15 protein-coding genes are annotated in these 18,491 nt (G+C 42.4%); 14 read left to right on the top strand and 1 reads right to left on the bottom strand.

Annotated features, from left to right (window positions below):
* Window positions 1-42 precede the first annotated feature (42 nt).
* A complete protein-coding gene (locus IFO66_RS05645) occupies window positions 43-759 on the bottom strand; it encodes a Crp/Fnr family transcriptional regulator (RefSeq protein WP_192024165.1) in 717 nt (238 codons plus the stop codon).
* A gap of 477 nt (window positions 760-1,236) precedes the next feature.
* On the opposite strand from IFO66_RS05645, the gene adhE reads away from it, so the two are divergent.
* The 14 genes from adhE (at window position 1,237) to IFO66_RS05575 (ending at window position 18,465) form a co-directional block, all read left to right on the top strand.
* Complete coding sequence (gene adhE, locus IFO66_RS05640; protein WP_192024164.1) at window positions 1,237-3,858, top strand: bifunctional acetaldehyde-CoA/alcohol dehydrogenase; 2,622 nt, start codon at window positions 1,237-1,239, stop codon at window positions 3,856-3,858.
* A 213-nt stretch (window positions 3,859-4,071) separates the two neighbouring features.
* Entirely contained in the window at window positions 4,072-6,336 is a 2,265-nt protein-coding gene (gene pflB, locus IFO66_RS05635; RefSeq protein WP_192024163.1) for a formate C-acetyltransferase, read from the top strand.
* Between the two features lie 197 nt (window positions 6,337-6,533).
* Complete coding sequence (gene pflA, locus IFO66_RS05630; RefSeq protein WP_192024162.1) at window positions 6,534-7,319, top strand: pyruvate formate-lyase-activating protein; 786 nt, start codon at window positions 6,534-6,536, stop codon at window positions 7,317-7,319.
* 415 nt (window positions 7,320-7,734) lie between these two features.
* A complete protein-coding gene (locus IFO66_RS05625; protein ID WP_225445505.1) occupies window positions 7,735-8,976 on the top strand; it encodes an AMP-binding protein in 1,242 nt (413 codons plus the stop codon).
* A gap of 1 nt (window position 8,977) precedes the next feature.
* Complete coding sequence (locus tag IFO66_RS05620) at window positions 8,978-9,250, top strand: phosphopantetheine-binding protein (RefSeq protein ID WP_225445504.1); 273 nt, start codon at window positions 8,978-8,980, stop codon at window positions 9,248-9,250.
* Between the two features lie 66 nt (window positions 9,251-9,316).
* Window positions 9,317-9,577: an acyl carrier protein gene (locus IFO66_RS05615; protein ID WP_192024161.1), complete on the top strand. Its 261-nt coding sequence runs from the start codon at window positions 9,317-9,319 to the stop codon at window positions 9,575-9,577.
* A gap of 8 nt (window positions 9,578-9,585) precedes the next feature.
* Window positions 9,586-10,557 carry a DUF6005 family protein gene (locus IFO66_RS05610; RefSeq protein WP_225445503.1) on the top strand — a complete coding sequence of 324 codons (972 nt, stop codon included), beginning with the start codon at window positions 9,586-9,588 and terminating at the stop codon, window positions 10,555-10,557.
* Entirely contained in the window at window positions 10,550-11,959 is a 1,410-nt protein-coding gene (locus IFO66_RS05605) for a glycosyltransferase family 4 protein (RefSeq protein ID WP_192024159.1), read from the top strand. Before IFO66_RS05610 ends, IFO66_RS05605 begins: the two co-directional genes overlap by 8 nt.
* Window positions 11,956-13,731: an ABC transporter ATP-binding protein gene (locus tag IFO66_RS05600; RefSeq protein ID WP_192024158.1), complete on the top strand. Its 1,776-nt coding sequence runs from the start codon at window positions 11,956-11,958 to the stop codon at window positions 13,729-13,731. The genes IFO66_RS05605 and IFO66_RS05600 overlap by 4 nt, the downstream gene beginning before the upstream one ends.
* Entirely contained in the window at window positions 13,731-15,287 is a 1,557-nt protein-coding gene (locus IFO66_RS05595) for a class I adenylate-forming enzyme family protein (RefSeq protein ID WP_192024157.1), read from the top strand. The genes IFO66_RS05600 and IFO66_RS05595 overlap by 1 nt, the downstream gene beginning before the upstream one ends.
* Complete coding sequence (locus IFO66_RS05590; RefSeq protein WP_192024156.1) at window positions 15,268-15,528, top strand: phosphopantetheine-binding protein; 261 nt, start codon at window positions 15,268-15,270, stop codon at window positions 15,526-15,528. Before IFO66_RS05595 ends, IFO66_RS05590 begins: the two co-directional genes overlap by 20 nt.
* Window positions 15,525-16,691 carry a phenylacetate--CoA ligase family protein gene (locus IFO66_RS05585; RefSeq protein ID WP_192024155.1) on the top strand — a complete coding sequence of 389 codons (1,167 nt, stop codon included), beginning with the start codon at window positions 15,525-15,527 and terminating at the stop codon, window positions 16,689-16,691. The genes IFO66_RS05590 and IFO66_RS05585 overlap by 4 nt, the downstream gene beginning before the upstream one ends.
* A complete protein-coding gene (locus IFO66_RS05580) occupies window positions 16,688-17,644 on the top strand; it encodes a hypothetical protein (RefSeq protein ID WP_192024154.1) in 957 nt (318 codons plus the stop codon). The genes IFO66_RS05585 and IFO66_RS05580 overlap by 4 nt, the downstream gene beginning before the upstream one ends.
* Complete coding sequence (locus IFO66_RS05575; RefSeq protein WP_192024153.1) at window positions 17,641-18,465, top strand: sugar phosphate isomerase/epimerase family protein; 825 nt, start codon at window positions 17,641-17,643, stop codon at window positions 18,463-18,465. Before IFO66_RS05580 ends, IFO66_RS05575 begins: the two co-directional genes overlap by 4 nt.
* Window positions 18,466-18,491 lie beyond the last annotated feature (26 nt).

Genomic DNA, 18,491 nt, shown 5'->3' with positions numbered 1-18,491 from the left:
TTGCGTGGAACTTGGAGGTTTTTAGTTTGTTCGGTTATTTTGTTAAATACGGCAAATCGCTTTTGGACACATTTCACAATGGCATACTTCTTGCAAGTGTTCTAATTCACGAATGATAATCATACCGTTATCATATTCAAGTACATTTTTTTTGCGTAAATCACTCAACATGCGATTCACACTTTCTCGAGTAGCGCCGATCATATTTGAAAGATCAGTATGTGTCACTTTTTTATTAATGAGGATGCCGCCATCTTTTAAATCTTCCCCGTACGTATTGGATAACCGGATTAGGGTAGAGCAGAGTGCCCCAGGCTTGCCATACAGCATCAAGTCTCTAACTTTTGTTTGTGTGAGTCGATGGTGAACACTCATCCATTTCATAAAATCAAGTGAAAAGTCGCAATGCTGGCAAATAACAAGCTCTAAATCACGCTGCTCAATAACAGCAACTTCACATTCTTCGAGCACTTCTGCTGTAAAGCTGTGTTTACTTGCATGAAACGGATCGACTTGACCTACAATATCCCCAGCATGATACATATAAAGGATGAGTTCTTTTCCTTCATCTGTTGACTTTGTGACTTTGACGCGACCACTTTTTAGAAAATACAACTTATCGGCTGCGTCTCCTTCCCAGAACAAATGAGATCCCTCTGGATAGGTCCGTTCTTTGGATATCTCCATTAATCGCTCTCTATTCTGTTCTGAGAAACACATAATGTTGCTATGCTCGTCGTAAGGGGTTGTCATTGTCATATCGTCCACTCCGTTCTTGATAATGTCTATGTGTAAATGAGTTGAGGTATATAAAATAAATTACAGTAATCTTAACTTTGTGACATCTTTCACTATATCTTATGATACTTCTATATTGGACGTTCCCGTTAGTATTGTCAATTTAATTAACAATTAAAATTTCAAATATTTTTACAATATGATGCGATTTTCATTAGTTTGACATCTTACTTTAGCGTCGTTCTGATATATGTACATTCTGTGATATTTCTTGCTGCAAACTGCGTTGACTAGGTGTAATAGAACTTGTGTAAAATTATACTATTTTTTATGGTTTTATTGGTGTGATAAATGTCACATCCAAACAAAGAAAGATGAGGTACACTAAATTTGTGAAATGATTCACAAACAAAATAAGGTATCCGGCCTGGCTCGATAAAGTATCTACCTTGCCTGTTTTGAGCTTAGGCATGAATCCAAATATGGAGGCGGAGAACGATGTCAACAAAAGCTGATGTGAAACAAATTGCAGATAAAAAAGGAACACCAAATGTGGAAGCGCATATTCAACAACTGATTGATCGTGCTAAACAAGCACAGGCAGCATTTATGAATATGAATCAAGAGCAAGTGGATCTTGTCGTTCGTCAAATGGCATTGGCGGGTTTGGATCGTCATATGGAGCTAGCAAAGTTAGCTGTAGAAGAAACGGGCCGTGGTGTCTATGAGGACAAGATCACGAAAAATATTTTTGCTACTGAATATATCTACAATCACATCAAGTATACAAAGACAGTCGGTGTCATCGAAGACAATGCATATGAAAGCTGTGTGAAAATAGCAGAGCCCGTTGGCATTGTGATGGGGGTAACTCCCGTAACCAACCCGACTTCAACGACAATGTTCAAAGCGTTAATCTCCATCAAAACCCGGAACCCAATTATTTTTGCTTTCCATCCATCCGCTCAAAGATGTAGTGCAGAGGCGGCAAAAACGCTAGCAGAAGCTGCTGTGAAATACGGTGCACCAGAGCATTGTATACAATGGATTGAGCTTCCTTCGATGGAAGCGACAAATACATTGATGAACCATCCAGATGTGGCACTCATACTCGCTACAGGTGGATCAGGCATGGTTCGCGCAGCGTACAGCGCAGGTAAGCCAGCACTTGGAGTTGGTCCAGGTAACGTGCCTTGCTTTATTGAGAAGACGGCCAATCTGGAACAGGCTGTAACGGATTTAATTCTATCAAAGACATTTGACAATGGCATGATTTGTGCATCCGAACAGGCAGTCATTATCGAAGAGCCTGTATATAAAGAAGTGAAGCAGTTGCTTCAGAAGTATGGTTGTTATTTCACGAATAAAGAAGAGACAGCTAAACTTCAGGCGATGGCTATTAAAAGCGAAACGTGTGCAGTTAATCCAACCATCGTGGGTCAGTCTGCTGTGAAGATAGCAGAGCTTGCTGGATTAAATGTACCTGCACATACGAAAATTCTCATCGCAGAAATCGATGGTGTAGGAGCTAAATTCCCGCTGTCAGCTGAGAAGCTCAGTCCGATATTAGCCTGCTATAAAGTGAAGACGGCTGAGGAAGGTATCAATCGTGCAGCTGAAGTTGTTGCATTCGGCGGTATGGGTCACTCGTCTGTCATTCATTCCAATGATGATGAAGTGATTGCAAAATTTGGCGATCGTTTGCAAACAGGACGTATATTGGTCAACTCTCCATCTACACATGGAGCGATTGGTGACTTGTACAACACAAACATTCCATCATTGACACTCGGCTGCGGTTCTTATGGTCGCAACTCAACATCGAACAACGTTACATCGGTCAACTTAATCAATATTAAACGGGTGGCGAAGCGTACAGTGAATATGCAGTGGTTCAAAGTACCTAATAAAGTTTATTTCGAAAAAGGAGCTACCCAATACCTAGCGAAAATGCAGGATATTAGCCGTGTGCTTATTGTTACGGATGAAATGATGGTGAAGCTTGGCTATGTCGAAAAGGTAGAGCATTATTTACGTCAACGTCGTAATCCAGTTGTTATCGAAGTATTTTCTGATGTCGAGCCGGATCCATCAACGGTTACGGTTCGAAAAGGTACGGAATTAATGGCGCAATTCAAGCCAGACTGTATTATCGCACTTGGCGGGGGATCGCCGATGGATGCTGCGAAGGCAATGTGGTTGTTCTATGAATATCCAGATACAGACTTCAACAACTTGAAGCAGAAGTTCCTTGATATCCGCAAACGTACTTACAAATACCCGCGCCTTGGTCAAAAGGCGAAGTTTGTAGCCATTCCGACAACGTCGGGCACGGGATCGGAAGTAACATCGTTTGCTGTTATTACGGATAAGGAGCACGGCAATACCAAATATCCATTAGCTGATTATGAATTGACACCAGACGTAGCGATTGTCGACCCAGAGTTTGTCTACTCCCTTCCACGTGTTGCAGTTGCGGATACTGGGATGGACGTACTGACACATGCGATTGAAGCTTATGTGTCTGTCATGGCGAATGATTATACAGACGGATTAGCGATAAAAGCGATTCAGCTTGTATTTGAGTATTTGGAGAAATCGGCAAATGAAGCTTGCCCGCTTGCACGTGAAAAAATGCATAACGCATCTACGATTGCAGGTATGGCATTTGCCAATGCATTCTTAGGAATAAACCACAGCTTGGCTCATAAATGGGGAGCGGAGTATCATACAGCACATGGTCGTACAAATGCAATATTAATGCCTCATGTCATCCGCTACAATGCGAAAATGCCGACGAAGTTTGCGTCGTTCCCGAAATACGACCACTTTGTAGCGGATAAGCGCTATGCAGAGATTGCGCGCATTCTTGGCTTGCCGGCGAGCACAACGGAAGAGGGTGTGAACAGCTTAGTCGAAGCCATTCGTGAATTGAATCGCAAGTTGGGCATTCCGGAGTGTTTCCAAGCCATTGGCTTTGATGCGAAGCAATTTGAGGAGAAAGTGGACTATTTGGCTGACCGTGCGTTTGAGGACCAATGTACGACTGCGAATCCGAAGCTTCCACTAGTGACGGAGCTCGCGGATGTGTACCGCAATGCTTTCTATGGCCGATTCTAAGTAATACAGAGACAGCAGGATGAGCGAGTTCTGCTGTCTCTTCTTTTTCAATGAGACGACCAGCTAATAGTGGATAAAAAAGAAGAAAAAAATCATATTGTGATATTAATCACATAATAACTTTGTGAAAAGTATTACAATAAAGGCATAGCAAATCGCTTGCATCATAAGCAGGATGTAAATAGAAAACCTACTAAATTTGGAGGGATTCAGATGTCGGTAGCTGAAAAAGATTTTAAAGCAGCAGCAGTTCAACCTTGGCGTGGATTTACAACAGGTAAATGGGGCAGAGAAGTTAACGTAAATGATTTCATCGAACAGAACATTGCACCTTATCATGGGGATGAATCTTTTTTACAAGGTGCCACGCAAAATACGAAACAACTATGGGATATTGTTAGTAAATTATCCAAAGAAGAACGGGAACGCGGTGGCGTGTGGGATGTCGATGTAAACACTCCTTCTTCTATCGTATCGCATCAACCTGGATATTTGGATAAAGAGAAGGAAAAAGTTGTTGGAGTACAAACCGATGCTCCGTTCCGTCGTGCTATTCAACCATTTGGCGGTATCAAGATGATGATTGATGCTTGTAAAGCTTATGGCTTTGAAATGCCACAAGAAGTCATTGATATCTTTACAACAATACGTAAAACGCATAACCAAGGCGTATTCGATGCTTACACTTCTGATATGCGTCTAGCACGCAAATCGGGTGTTATTACAGGTCTACCTGATGCATATGGACGTGGCCGTATTATCGGTGACTATCGTCGCCCAGCTTTGTACGGTGTGGATTTCCTAATCAAGCAGAAAAAGCAGGATTTGGACAATCTCGAATTGGATGCATTGGATCAAGATACGATTCGCGATCGAGAGGAAATTTCGGAGCAGATTCGCGCACTGGGCGAACTGAAACAGCTTGCTGAAATGCATGGCTTTGATATGTCAAAGCCGGCAATGAACGCTGCTGAGGCGTTCCAATGGCTCTACTTTGCTTACTTAGCAGCGATTAAAGAACAGAACGGTGCAGCGATGTCGCTTGGACGTGTGTCCTCGTTCCTTGATATCTACATTGAGCGTGATTTGAAAGAAGGTACGCTGACGGAAGAAGAAGCGCAAGAACTCGTTGACCATTTCGTTATGAAATTACGTATCGTGAAGTTCCTCCGTACTCCTGATTATAATGAATTGTTCTCAGGTGACCCAACATGGGTAACGGAATCTATCGGTGGTATGGCGATGAACGGTACAACTCGCGTAACGAAAAACAGTTTCCGATTCTTGCATACACTATATAACTTAGGGCCTGCGCCAGAGCCGAACTTGACGGTACTTTGGTCAGAGCAGCTGCCTGAAGCGTTCAAAAAATATTGTGCAAAAGCTTCAATCGAAACGAGCTCCATTCAATATGAGAACGATGACTTAATGCGTCCGTTCTTCGGTGATGACTACGGTATTGCATGCTGTGTATCCGCGATGCGGATTGGTAAGCAAATGCAGTTCTTCGGTGCACGTGCCAACTTAGCGAAAGCTTTGCTGTATGCAATTAACGGCGGTAAAGATGAGAAATTAGGCATTCAAGTTGGTCCAGAGCTTCCACCAATTACGAGTGAGTATTTGAACTACGATGAAGTAATGAAACGTTTTAAACAGATGATGGAGTGGTTGGCGAAACTGTATATGAATACGTTGAACGTCATTCACTACATGCACGATAAATACGCTTATGAGCGGATTGAAATGGCATTGCACGACCGAGAAATTTTACGCACGATGGCATGCGGTATTGCGGGATTATCGGTTGCAGCCGATTCCTTAAGTGCAATTAAACATGCGAAAGTAAAACCAATTCGCAATGAACAGGGCATCGCGGTTGACTTCGAAGTAGAAGGCGAATACCCATGCTACGGCAATAATGATGACCGTGTGGATGGCATCGCCATTGAATTGGTTGAATCGTTCATGAATATGATTCGCAAGCACAAAGCTTATCGTAACGCACTTCCAACCCAATCGGTGCTGACAATCACATCGAATGTTGTATACGGCAAGAAAACGGGAACAACGCCAGATGGACGCAAGGCAGGAGAGCCGTTCGCACCTGGTGCGAACCCGATGCATGGCCGTGATAAGAAAGGTGCGCTAGCATCCCTTAACTCGGTTGCGAAACTGCCGTATGAACATAGCTTGGATGGCATTTCGAATACGTTCTCGATTGTACCGAAAGCGCTTGGTAAAGATATGGATGGTCGTAAGGCTAACTTGGTTGCGATGATGGATGGATACTTTGGACGTGGCGCACATCATTTGAACGTGAACGTGTTCGATCGTGAACAGCTTATGGATGCGATGGAGCACCCAGAGAACTACCCACAACTAACCATTCGTGTATCAGGCTATGCCGTTAACTTTATTAAACTCACTCGTGAGCAGCAAATGGATGTTATTAATCGTACTTTCCACGGTGCTATGTAACTGAGAGATAACAGTTTCAGCTTGAATATAAGTTGACTGGATAAGGAAGTAAGTTCGAAAGTAACAGGGCAGGGCGCAATAAGTCGGAACAAACGAACCGTCTCGGTCGTGAACCTGACGGCTGCGCCCTTTTTTTGTCAATGAAAATGTCTTGAATGCGAGTTGCGTGCTCAAGAGGGGAAAGGGATGGATCGCAGATGAACGCACGAGTACACTCCATTGAAACGTTTGGGACTGTAGATGGGCCTGGAATTCGCTTTGTCTTATTTTTACAAGGCTGTGCACTTCAGTGTCAATATTGCCATAATCGTGATACATGGGACCTATCTGGCGGAAAAGTTATGACTATAGATGAAGTGTTGAATGAAATCGAGCCTTACTTAAGCTATTACAGATCCTCTAATGGTGGATTGACCGTAACCGGAGGAGAGCCGACGCTGCAAGCCCCATTTGTGGCCGAATTGTTCCGTGAAGTAAAGAAACGGTGGAATCTTCATACCACGCTGGATACAAACGGGGTCAATGATGTGAATAAACTCAAGGATCTTTATGAGGTGACTGATCTAGTTCTGCTTGATATAAAGCATATCGATAATAAGAAGCATCTAGACTTAACGGCTGTATCGAATGCAAGAACATTAGAAACGGCTCGTTGGTTGTCGGAAAATAGCAAAAAAATGTGGATCCGTCATGTCTTTGTTCCGACGAAATGTGATGATGAGCAGGATTTGTTGAATTTGGGACGATTTATTGGAACGTTGAATGGTGTAGAAAAGTTTGAGTTGCTTCCTTATCATCAGATGGGGACGTTCAAATGGGAACAACTAGGGTTGCAATATCCGCTAGCAGGTGTGGCTTCTCCAACGGAACAAGAAGTGGAGCGAGCTATTCAGCTCATTGAGAAGGGGAGGCAAGATATAGGTAAAGCTACAGAAACGAATGTGGAAATAGACTCAGATAAAAGGTATCCTTCTGTTTCGTAGTCACATATCTCGTTATATAGGAACTCGGCGCAGCTCTTCTAGAGAAAGGGTTGCGCTGTTTACAATTTAAACCAGAAGGTGTATGATTATATGAAGATTTTATCCTATTTTTGTGGAAATATATCCCTTACGCAATGTGAATAAATTGTCATATAATAACATTTAACAATAGATCTAATAATATGGTTACTCTACAATTTTTCTCTCAAACTCATTTTAACTTCTGCATTTTCTAAATTAAGTTTCACGCTAGACCGTGATGCTCGCACCCTTCTTGAAAGTATAAACTTCAATAGATACAACATTTTAAAGCGCTTACTTTTCTCTCCTAAGTAAGCTATATCCTTTTTTTTCTTGCTGACATTATCATGAGCCGAGCCTAATTTTTTTAATACGACCATATGGAGGAGCTTACATGATCCGAGTCAATCGTGTGGAAGTAACGAGAAAAGACTTCGAACAATTGCTGATCAACGTCGGTCAACAACAAGAAATGATGCACGTTAAGGGGAAAGTGTTAGCACTCTGCATTTCTGATCCAACTCACTTACTTGCCTGTATCCGATATCTTCGTAGCCAACATTGCTCGATGCTGCTCATACACGGGGAAACGCCACAGCAGACAGCCATTCAGCTTGCTCATCAAGCGGGATGCCATGGTTTACTATGGGGCGATTATGACAGCTATTTCCCTGTAAATCTTTCCGCACCACTTCAGGAAGATGCATGTCTCTATCAGTTCAGTTCAGGAACAACTGGAGATGCAAAGCTAATTAAGCGCAAATGGACACATATTGATGAAGAAATAGCAGCGTATAACGAAGGGCTGGGGGCAAAAGAAGATGAGGTTCCGATTGTACTTGTGCCCCTGTCTCATTCTTATGGTCTGATATGCGGTGTACTTGCCTCATTGGCAAGAGGAGCCACACCTATTATGATTACGAATCGCAATCCGAAGCTAACATGGAATATCATTCGAGAGAATCCAAAGCATATCGTGTACGGAATTCCTTCCCTATACCATGTACTGTTGGGCTTCAGTTCGGAAGCTACGCAAATGGATCGTGTGATGAGCTCTGGTGCGCCTATGTCTACGGAGTTGCTGAATCAACTGCAAGCTCGTGCAAATGATGTAATGCAGCAGTATGGTTGTTCCGAGACAGGCTGTATAAGTCTATCGCGTCAAATAAGCTCCAGCAGCGATGTAGGAACACCATTGCGTCATTTACAGGTACAAGCAGGAGACAGTGCGGACAATCCGACTGAAATTGTGATTGCTGCTAGTGAATGGACGCATGGTACTAAAGATATAGGGTTCTGGAGTCAAGATAGTCAGCTGCATGTAGTGGGTAGGCTTGATGATGTGATCAATGTGTCAGGTCTCAAAGTTTATCCTCAAGAGGTAGAAACGACTATAAATATGCTTCCAGAAGTAGATGAAACGGTTGTTTACCGAGGTATCCATCCGATTATAGGTGAATCTGTGCAGGCGCAAGTTGTGTTGAAGGAGCCAATAGAAGTAAAGGCAATTCGAGATTGGTGCATTCAACATTTGCCGCCTTACAAAGTTCCTGCCGAAATCGAAATTGTTGCTGAAATCCGCAAGATGCCATCGGGTAAAATATCACGAAGGTTATTAGAAAAAGGGGGAAGCTAGTTTGCACAAATCAATATTAGAACAACTCCAACAGTTGATGGTAGACAAGCTTAAGCTGCAAGATGTTCCAGAGTTGAAGCCATCGATGCATCTATATGATGATCTTGGTATTGATTCCGTCATGTTACTGCAACTAATCGTCCATATTGAAGAAGATTTATCCTTAATTGTTCCTGAAGATGAGCTTGATCCTTCCATATTCGTAACCGTGGAATCACTTATTGGGTTTATAAAGACGCTGGAACCACGAACGGTTCACGCTAGCCATTCATGATTTCTTTAACTAGGGCTTCATCATTTCATTCTATATACAAAGCTCAAAACATGAGGAGGAGTTAATATGCAAAAACAAGAAATCGTACAATTCTTAATGGAGAGAGTAAAAGCAATGTCTACGAAGCCACAGGCTGTAGAGACAATGACAGAAGCGACGGAGATTAGTGCGCTAGGGATAGATTCAGTAACACTTATTAACTTAGTAGTAGAGATTGAGCAAAAATTCGATATTTTCCTAGAAGATGATGAAATGACGGTAGAGCGTTTTAATTCTGTCCAAGACATTGCGGCATTGATTTCTGAAAAAATTTCAGTTAGCAATTAATTCACAATATGGAACAGGTCCATTGTTTACTTAGCTGCTTTTCTCACCTAATAGAAAAAATGAATAAAGTAGATACGAGACCCTTGTTTTTTGGTGCATGGGATGCTCCGTTTGAGATTACGGAACAAGGAATCATTACGTATTATTCGGATAAGATACATCACGATCATGAAGTGAATTGGTTTACACAACTGTTTAACGTTGATGTCTCTCAATGGTATGAGCACCACCTGAATCGACAACAAAATTATCGGAAGCTGCATCAATATTTGCGTCGTAGTCCTGAATCACGCTCAATCATAGTTCAGTTGGACATGTATTACATGCCTTACATGACGCTCTTCTATCATAAACAGCAGCTGCCTCATTATGTAATCTTACAACGACTCCCATCAGGTGCATTGTACATTAATGATCCTGACTTTGAGTGGGAGGGGGAAGTTGAAGAATATCACGTAGCCGAGGCCTTTTTGAAAAATCAATATGGTGGCGGTTTCTTTATTGATCATGGACAGGTGCAAGAACCGACTCACATGAATATTATCCATTACTTCGATACCCAATTCAAAAAAGATTACAATGAGCTGCCGAAAAGTGTGAAGCAGTTGTTCCATGAAATCGTAGAAGAGCGTGATGGGAAATCAATCCCATTACTTATGCCTGCTGTTAAGCAATTAGGATTAATCGTTCTACGGAAGCATAGCTATGATTACGCATTTTCTTACTTTAACACTGCACTGCAACTAGATGAAGCGGCCTATGAAGAAATGCTGGCTAAAGTAAAAAAGTTAGTGAAGGGTTGGACTTCTTTACAATATTCGGCGATAAAAGTATCCGTAACAGGGAGTGCACAAATGATGGAGCTTCTTACTCAGAAGTTGGATGTATTAGATGAATTGGAAATGAGCATCAAGAATGAACTGCATGAGCTCTATGAGCAATGGAAAGCAACATGCAGGCAGGAGCAATTTCATGTCTAGTACTCAAAGTGATTTGCACACTGTATCGATGACTTCTGCACAGTCTCCTTTATCAACAGATCTCATTCGAATCGGTTACATTGATGGACAACCGAAGCGAGTTAATGAACGGGCTGTAGATGACCAATGGGTTGCTTTTATGAAGGAACATGCTGAACTTGTGGTCATCAAGCCATTTCAGATGATGAAATTATTTGGGGGCTCGATTCCTCATTGGCATGAGCAATATCCACAGTCAACAGTTACGTTAGTAGAACGTTTGCGATTGTGGGTTCAACAAACAGGCGTGAACACGATGTACGTCAATGTGCCTGCCCTTATTCCTTATTTAATGCACGCTCGTAATCAAGGACATATTCCGCTTCGATTCTTTATTATTGCTCATTCGGTAGGCTCTGAGTATTGGCTCAAGCAGTGGGTTGCCATAGCTCCCTTGATCCGGCCTGAGGATACATTGTTGTGTACGACGAACAGTGCTTATCGTGCGCTGTTGAATATATCTTCAGTGTATAAGATGGTTGTGCAAGAGCCTCTATGTATATCGGTTTCTGATTGTGATGAGCCCGAATTGGCCGTAATAGATAAAGGAGGAGCCAAGCGAATTCTTTGTATCGGTAGGGTCGAGGATGTCAAAAATATTCATCACGTTATCGAGCTTGTGCATCTCGTAAAAATGAATGGATATGATGTGCATTTGACGATTGCAGGTGAATACACGGGAGCCAGTCAGGTGCAGCTGGAGCAATATCAACATCGTATCCGCGATATAGAGAGTCAATTTGAAAGCTCCTCCTATGTTACGTGGACTGGAGCCGTATACGGATCGCAAAAGGAGAAATTGTTAGCTGATACGGATATTTTGATTAACTTATCGACCGATCCTGGGGAAACGTTCGGCTACAATTTGCTTGAGGCGAAGGCAGCAGGCATTCCTGTCATTTGTACAAGATGGGATGGTTTTAAAGATGTTGTAACGGAGCATGTAGATGGTATGTTTATTCCTGTGGATTGGGAAGCCGCTACGCCACAAATTGATGTTCATACAGGCGCTTCTATTATCTGTAAACTTCTTTCAGAAGAACGATTGCTGGCTAATATGCGGTATGAGGCTAGAGAACAGGCAAAAAGATTTGATTATAAGACCGTTATGCCACGCATCGTTGAACATCTTACAACGCAAGCGAGCTTGCCTATGGTCACGTTTGATCCGCCGAACGCCAGCTTGCTTCAACAGCCGCTTTCAGAGATCCATGACTACTCTACGCCTTTTTTGCATCATGTGGACTGGGAACATCATCATATTCTTTCATTGTTAGCAGAGCCATCTACATGTAGCTATGAACAGTGGATGCCGTTGTGCAAGCCGATTATTAGGCATTTTGCCGATGGAGGAATAACATGAATCGATACCAGTTACTGCAAGAGATTCGCTGTTACCTGACCCCTAGAACTGGTAAAACGGTGCTGGCATATGCAGCCTTGCTACTATCATTGATTGCATCAATGCTGCAACCACTTTTGTTTGGCTTTATTATTGATCATATTTTAGTACGTTTTGAAGCTCCTTTGTTATTTCAGTACTTGGCGTTAACCATTCTGTGTGCAGTCGTTAGTGCTGGTGCTTCAATCGTGTGCTACACCATTTTCCGCAACTTAACGATATCACATACACTTGATATTCGTGAGAAGCTTGTTGCCCATACCCGTTCCATTCCGATCCATGAAATAGACAAGCACGGTGCAGGTAAATATGCAGCATTAATTGGCTTTGACTCATTTACGATGGCCAATTATGTGAACCATGTCATCGTTGAATATGTAACCCAATGGTTTACGATTGGCTTTGCCGTTGTAATGATTTTTACATTGGATTGGAAGCTTGGTTTACTGGCATTAATTACGATTCCGATCGTATTGGTCATTCCTAAGCTATTTGAGAAATCCTTATCCAGGTATGCTCATTTTATACGTACCCATAACGAAGACATTGGGACCCATTTGTATGAATGTGTTGAAGGTTCGAAAGAAATACGTGCTTTTGGACTCGAAAAGTGGGAGCGTAAACGAAATGCGGCCATGTACAAAGGATTAGTGCATGCGAGTACGAAAGAAACATTGTTCCAAATGTTCTCAACACAGACGACTTTAATTGTCATTAGCTTAATTGTGGTCGCTATGTATGGCATTGGAGGATTTTTGGTTAACGATGGCGTGCTGAAGGTCGGTATGCTCGTTGCGGCTGCGGCTTATTTAAATAATGTACTTCATCCTTTACGTGCAATTAATCAAACGATTACACAAGTCAAACAAGCAGAGGTAGCGCTAGAACGTGTGCAGGAGTTTTTCAATGTTCCAGTCGAGCATGCGCAGACTGTTTCTGAATTAAATGGAGTCATTCGTCGAGAGGGTGGAAGTAGACCAGCTATTGAATTGGACAATCTATCGATCGTACTCGAAAATAAACCGATTATCGATAAGATGAGTTTGACCATTCAAAGAGGCCAGACAGTCGCCATCATCGGAAGAAGTGGTTCGGGGAAATCTACTTTATTTTACTCGCTTGTTGGTTTCCATGAACCTAATGAAGGGACTATTACATTGCTAGATCAGCGGCATGAATTGCTTTCACGAAGTCAGCTTCAAGAACAAGTTGCCATTGTTTTTCAAGAGCCGTTTCTATTTCCAGGTACGATCTATGAAAATATAGCGCTGGGCAAGGAGACAGTAACTGAAGAGGAAGTTATGGAGGCGGTGAGAGCCGTTCGCTTGGATGATAAAATTGCTTCACTTGCAGACGGAATTCACACGCATATTTACCATAAAGGCTTTCAATTGTCAGGAGGGCAAAGGCAGCGTATCGGTATTGCTAGGGCATTGGTTAAAGATGCAGACATTTTAATATTGGACGAGCCTACTTCTGCACTTGACGTGGAAACGGAGCGGCATGTTATGGATAAGCTGCGTGCTCGTGCATCGAATAAGACGGTATTATTTTCTACCCATCGTTTGCAGACGGTAGCCGAAGCCGATGTAATCGTAGTTATGGATGCAGGGCGTGTCGTTGAGCAAGGAAGTCATGAAGAACTTATGCAACGAGGACAACTTTATTTCGAATTGCTTACGACGTATCGTCAGGAAGACTTGTCCGAATCTCGTGAATTGGAGCGTGTGTGATGAATACAACAACGCTGAAGTCATGGTTGCAATCACATCGCTGGAATGAGGAGGCTGGTGTCTACGAAACAGACAATGGCAATGTAACTAACTTTCTCAGTTATAAAGACATGATTCACGAAGCGGAGCAGTGGGCTTCTGGCTGGAGGAAAGAGCTGGGGGCTGGCGATTCTCCATTTATTGCTTTGGTGTGGATGGATCAATCGATTTACTCACTAACATCTTTATTCGCTGTTATATTAGCTGGCGGTATTCCCGTTCCGCTTCATGAGTATACCGTTCCTGATGAAGTGATTCGCATAGTGAAGTGGATGGAGCCTGATCTCATCATTTTACCTAGTTCGAAGCTGCAGCATATGGGTGGTGAGCTTCAACTTATGGACAAATGCAAGAGATGTCACATTATCGAAATTGATGGGAAAGATCGCTGGCATATTTATGGTGAGCCAAAGGTTCATCTTGAGAGGGAAGGCATTTCTTCACAATTAAATCAAACAGCTATTATTTTCCTATCATCAGGTTCAACGGGTCTACCTAAAGGAATTATGTTAAGTGATGCCAATATGATGGCCAACTTGAGGCAAATTCAAAGCGCTGTAAAGCTAGGGGCCAAAGATCGCGTTCTATTATTTAAATCATTAGGTTATAGCTCAACGTTTACAGGCGAATTATTGCTGGCCATGTTTGCTGGAGCATCTATTTACTTATGCTCGATTCGGCATCCACTTGAACTGATCCGATGGGTAGATAAGCTGCAAATTACTTATGTTTGTACGGTGCCGGCGCTTATCACTGCTTTGGACAAAAATCGCTCATGGTCATTCCCTTCAATGGGCAGTTTGATGAAATTACTAATTATCGGTGGGAAATCGGCACATAACACCGTAGAGTCACTCCTCCTCAGATTACCGAGTACGCAAATTATGCTTTGTTATGGTTTGACAGAAGCAGCACCAAGGGTGTGTATATTTACGTTGAATGATGCACCCGATAAAGCGGGAGCATCAGGGCTTCCATTGGATGGTGTTGTTTTGCAGATTCGGGATGATTCACAGGAAGTAGAGGCTGGGACTACGGGGGAAATTTATGTACAGGGCCCTAATGTCATGCTTGGCTATTATAAGGATGAAGTGCGCAGTAAAGCTGTGTTAACCGAACACGGATTAAGGACGAATGATATTGGTTACGTGGATGATGATGGGTATTTATACGTGACAGGTCGTGTGGACAATGCGATGAATGTAGGCGGTCATACCCTTTATCCAGAAGCGATCGAGCTCGTGCTGTCCATCCATCCGATGATAGACGAAGTAGCTGTGCTATCTATTGAAGATGTGAACTGGGGAGAGAGAATTATAGCTTTGGTCGTTTGCAATCCAGAAAATATCGGTGAACAGGAATTGCATTCATATTGTCAGCATAAGCTTCAGCCGGCTCAACGCCCAAAAGAAATTGTAATCGTCCCTACGATTCCCAAGACGAGAAGTGGAAAAATTAATCGCGCAGTGCTTAAACCATTGTATTTGGAGGTACATCATGACAAATACGTCCATTGATTCTATTCAAACTAAGGTTGTTCATGTAATCGCGAAAATAGTAAAAAAGAATGCAGAGAACATTGTGGATGATCATCAGTTAATTGAAGATTTAGGACTCGATTCTTTGTTATTTCTTGATCTATTGGCTGAATTGGAATCGGAATTTGGCTTCGAGCTATCTATTGATGATTTCGATCCTGAGTATTTTCATTCTGTTCGCTCAACGGTGGTCTTTGTGAAAGATCGAGTGCCGGCATGAGTCATTCGAGCCTCGTTCCGATCGTAGAACAGTTAAAACATGAGATTGCTCATCAAGTTCCTTACTACTTCCCGTGGAAAGGGGAGGGATTTGCGTTTCATGACCTCCCATTTTCCAATAAGCAACTGATCAATAAGCATCGAGATCAGCTCGAGCGTATGCCTCAAGGCAAAATATATGACTCCTACACATCTGGGACGACAGGTATTCCTTATCGCTGTATTCGATCGGCAGAAGAGCAGTGCAAGCTGTCGGCTGCGATTTTTCGCAATCGACGGCGTTGGGGAGTGCCACTTCGCCACCGGATGCTGCTATTAAGTAATCGCATGAGTGATGAGCCGAAAATGATGCAGCACTATGTACAGCAAATGAGCGCGCAGCAGCCTCATTTTATTCAAGGGCGTTTTTCATCCCTATTTCAGTTGGCTCAGTACATGAAAGAACAGCAAATCCAACCTCCGCCAGGCTTGTTATTTATCCAGAACTGGGGAGAGTCGGTTATACCATCACAACGAGCATTTGTAGAATCGGTCTTCGGTGTACGTTTGGCTGACTATTACGGATTAGAAGAGATGTGGCTCATTGCATTTGAAGCCCCTGATGGACGATTTATTGTAGATGAGCAGGTTGTATTCGTAGAAGTTATTGATCCTGATACACTTCAACCGGTTGCTGATGGAGAATACGGAGAAATTGTTGTAACTTCACTCGTAATGCGAACAGTACCCTATATTCGATATCGAACAGGTGATATCGGGAAAATATGGAGAGATGAACATTCGGGAGGTTTGTGTATCCATCTGATGCCGATGAGAATGTCACAAATTATTCTGCCTAATAGACAAGTGAATGCAGCATTTTTTCGATATTTCGATAAGTTTTTTTATGATTTGTTTCAGCAGCAAAGCATTCGTCAATTTCAGATTGTGCAAACTGCCTATACTTCTTTTACGCTCCGAGTTGCAGCGGATGAACATGTTCAGCTCGAGCATCTAGAAAAAAGTCTGCACACACTACTTGGCAACTTTTTACATATTGAAGTGGATGTTTCGATCGAACGGGTATCTCGTATTCTTTCAAATTCCGAAAGTGGAAAGGTCCCTTTTTTCGTTACACAAGTACAGGTACAAACAGAGCAGGCGGAGAGGGGAGTAGTGGTATGAGTAAAATAATGCCATACGGTGAAGTGAATCCTTCCCATCTTATAAAGCTTGGAGCTTTGGAGTGTGCAATGTCTTCTATTGCAACTTCGCTGAAATTGATAGGTAGGGATCCTAGTCGGTTGTTAATGCATTATTGGAATATGACTTATTATCGTGACGTCCTATATGCAGGACGAAATGTGATGAGGAGCAGGATCGAAACGTTTGGGGATTGCAGTTTGCAATTTCTAATTTGTAGAGGAAGCCTGCTTGAGATGCAGCAGCATTTTAAAAATGGCTGTTTATTTTTGTATCAATGCAAAGCGTCAAAGCTGCCGTTCTTTCCACGTAATATGCTGAACTTTGAAGCAAATGGATTTGACCATTATGTATTAGTTTCTGGATATGATGAAGATTCAGATTCTTTTTGCGTAACAGATCCTATATGTGAACATATTGGGTTAGTTACTCGACAACAGTTAGAAGCAGCGGCAATGGTTGAGCAGCAATATTATTGCTTTACGATACAGCCATTTGAAGCAGGGGTGAATCAGCCATCTTCCCAGTATGATGATTCTGTACTCGTAAGTAAGTACTTTACGATGCATTATGATGCACAAGCGTTCGATCAATTTATTGACCATTTGCATGTCGGGAGAGAATGGGACAGTTCACAACGAAAACTATGGACAGAGCGAAACATATTGTCTATCGCTTCTCTCATTAAAATGAGAACGATCGTATGGGGGTATATGACGCAGCTTCAGAGCATCCCAAGCGGTGCAGAGGAAGCGCTGCAAATTCTGCATAAGCAAATAATTAAGCTATGGAACGGCATTAGCTTCCTGCTATTGAAGTATAAGATGAATGATGATGCTGCGATTATTAATAGAATTGATGAGCTTGTTCAAGCGGTAAGAAAAGAAGAAGCGGCGTTTATGCAAAACATTATATCTCAAGAGGTGTCTTCATGAATGTATCGGTGTGCACGATATCGTTTAGGCACATGCTCCTGTCATTTGCAGATATTGCTCAATATGTTCATGAGCAGCAATTTCAGGCGATTGAATTGTGGGGGGTTCATGCAAAGTCACTTTCCCAAGGTGGAGCAGCTGTAATCGAACATTGTCTCTCTTTATTAAAGCTTTATCATATTGAGATTTCTATGATTAGTGACTATATAGATGTCTCACCACAAGTTGATAGGAATGCCTCGATACTGAAATGTGATGAACTTATCGCATTAGCTCATCAATTTGGCACGAATAAGATTCGTACTTTTGCGGGCAAAGCAGCTAGCCAATCGGTGAATAGCCATGAACGAGAGATGATCGTGAATCATCTTCAGATTATCGGAAATCGCTGTGCGGCTGCAGGCATCATGCTTCTAATAGAGACGCATCCTTATACACTTGCTGATCACACAGAGTCAACTTTGCAGTTGATGAAGGAAGTCCGTCACGATGCAGTGAAAGTGAATTTGGATTTTCTACACTTGTGGGAAGCGGGAGATGATCCATTGGCAAGCTATGGACAATTGCAAAATTGGGTCGAAAACTTTCATTTAAAAAACATTACATCCCTTGATAATTGTAAAGTTTTTGATTCCAACAATGTGTATGCGCCAAGCGGTAGTCGTTATGGCATCGTTCCGCTATCTGATGGTCAAGTGGATTACACTTCGATTTTACGAGCGATTCATAAATCGGGTAAAAATGCTTCTCTGGAATGGTTTGGTGATGATCCGCTTCGTTACTTGGCTCAAGACAGACAATGGATACAGCATATTGTCTAAACGTCGCTGTCTTGTCTAACGGAAAT

The organism is Paenibacillus arenosi, assembly GCF_014841135.1.
Taxonomy (GTDB): Bacteria; Bacillota; Bacilli; order Paenibacillales; family Paenibacillaceae; genus Paenibacillus_B; species Paenibacillus_B arenosi.
The sequence above is the reverse complement of the archived record's forward strand: the minus strand, read 5'-3'. Positions and strand labels throughout refer to the sequence as shown.

Excerpts from the sequence above, each read along its gene's own strand:
- IFO66_RS05645 (WP_192024165.1), bottom strand. The coding sequence starts at position 759 with ATGACAATGACAACCCCTTACGACGAGCATAGCAACATTATGTGTTTC.
- adhE (WP_192024164.1), top strand. The coding sequence starts at position 1,237 with ATGTCAACAAAAGCTGATGTGAAACAAATTGCAGATAAAAAAGGAACA.
- pflB (WP_192024163.1), top strand. The coding sequence starts at position 4,072 with ATGTCGGTAGCTGAAAAAGATTTTAAAGCAGCAGCAGTTCAACCTTGG.
- pflA (WP_192024162.1), top strand. The coding sequence starts at position 6,534 with ATGAACGCACGAGTACACTCCATTGAAACGTTTGGGACTGTAGATGGG.
- IFO66_RS05625 (WP_225445505.1), top strand. The coding sequence starts at position 7,735 with ATGATCCGAGTCAATCGTGTGGAAGTAACGAGAAAAGACTTCGAACAA.
- IFO66_RS05615 (WP_192024161.1), top strand. The coding sequence starts at position 9,317 with ATGCAAAAACAAGAAATCGTACAATTCTTAATGGAGAGAGTAAAAGCA.
- IFO66_RS05610 (WP_225445503.1), top strand. The coding sequence starts at position 9,586 with ATGGAACAGGTCCATTGTTTACTTAGCTGCTTTTCTCACCTAATAGAA.
- IFO66_RS05605 (WP_192024159.1), top strand. The coding sequence starts at position 10,550 with ATGTCTAGTACTCAAAGTGATTTGCACACTGTATCGATGACTTCTGCA.
- IFO66_RS05600 (WP_192024158.1), top strand. The coding sequence starts at position 11,956 with ATGAATCGATACCAGTTACTGCAAGAGATTCGCTGTTACCTGACCCCT.
- IFO66_RS05595 (WP_192024157.1), top strand. The coding sequence starts at position 13,731 with ATGAATACAACAACGCTGAAGTCATGGTTGCAATCACATCGCTGGAAT.
- IFO66_RS05590 (WP_192024156.1), top strand. The coding sequence starts at position 15,268 with ATGACAAATACGTCCATTGATTCTATTCAAACTAAGGTTGTTCATGTA.
- IFO66_RS05585 (WP_192024155.1), top strand. The coding sequence starts at position 15,525 with ATGAGTCATTCGAGCCTCGTTCCGATCGTAGAACAGTTAAAACATGAG.
- IFO66_RS05580 (WP_192024154.1), top strand. The coding sequence starts at position 16,688 with ATGAGTAAAATAATGCCATACGGTGAAGTGAATCCTTCCCATCTTATA.
- IFO66_RS05575 (WP_192024153.1), top strand. The coding sequence starts at position 17,641 with ATGAATGTATCGGTGTGCACGATATCGTTTAGGCACATGCTCCTGTCA.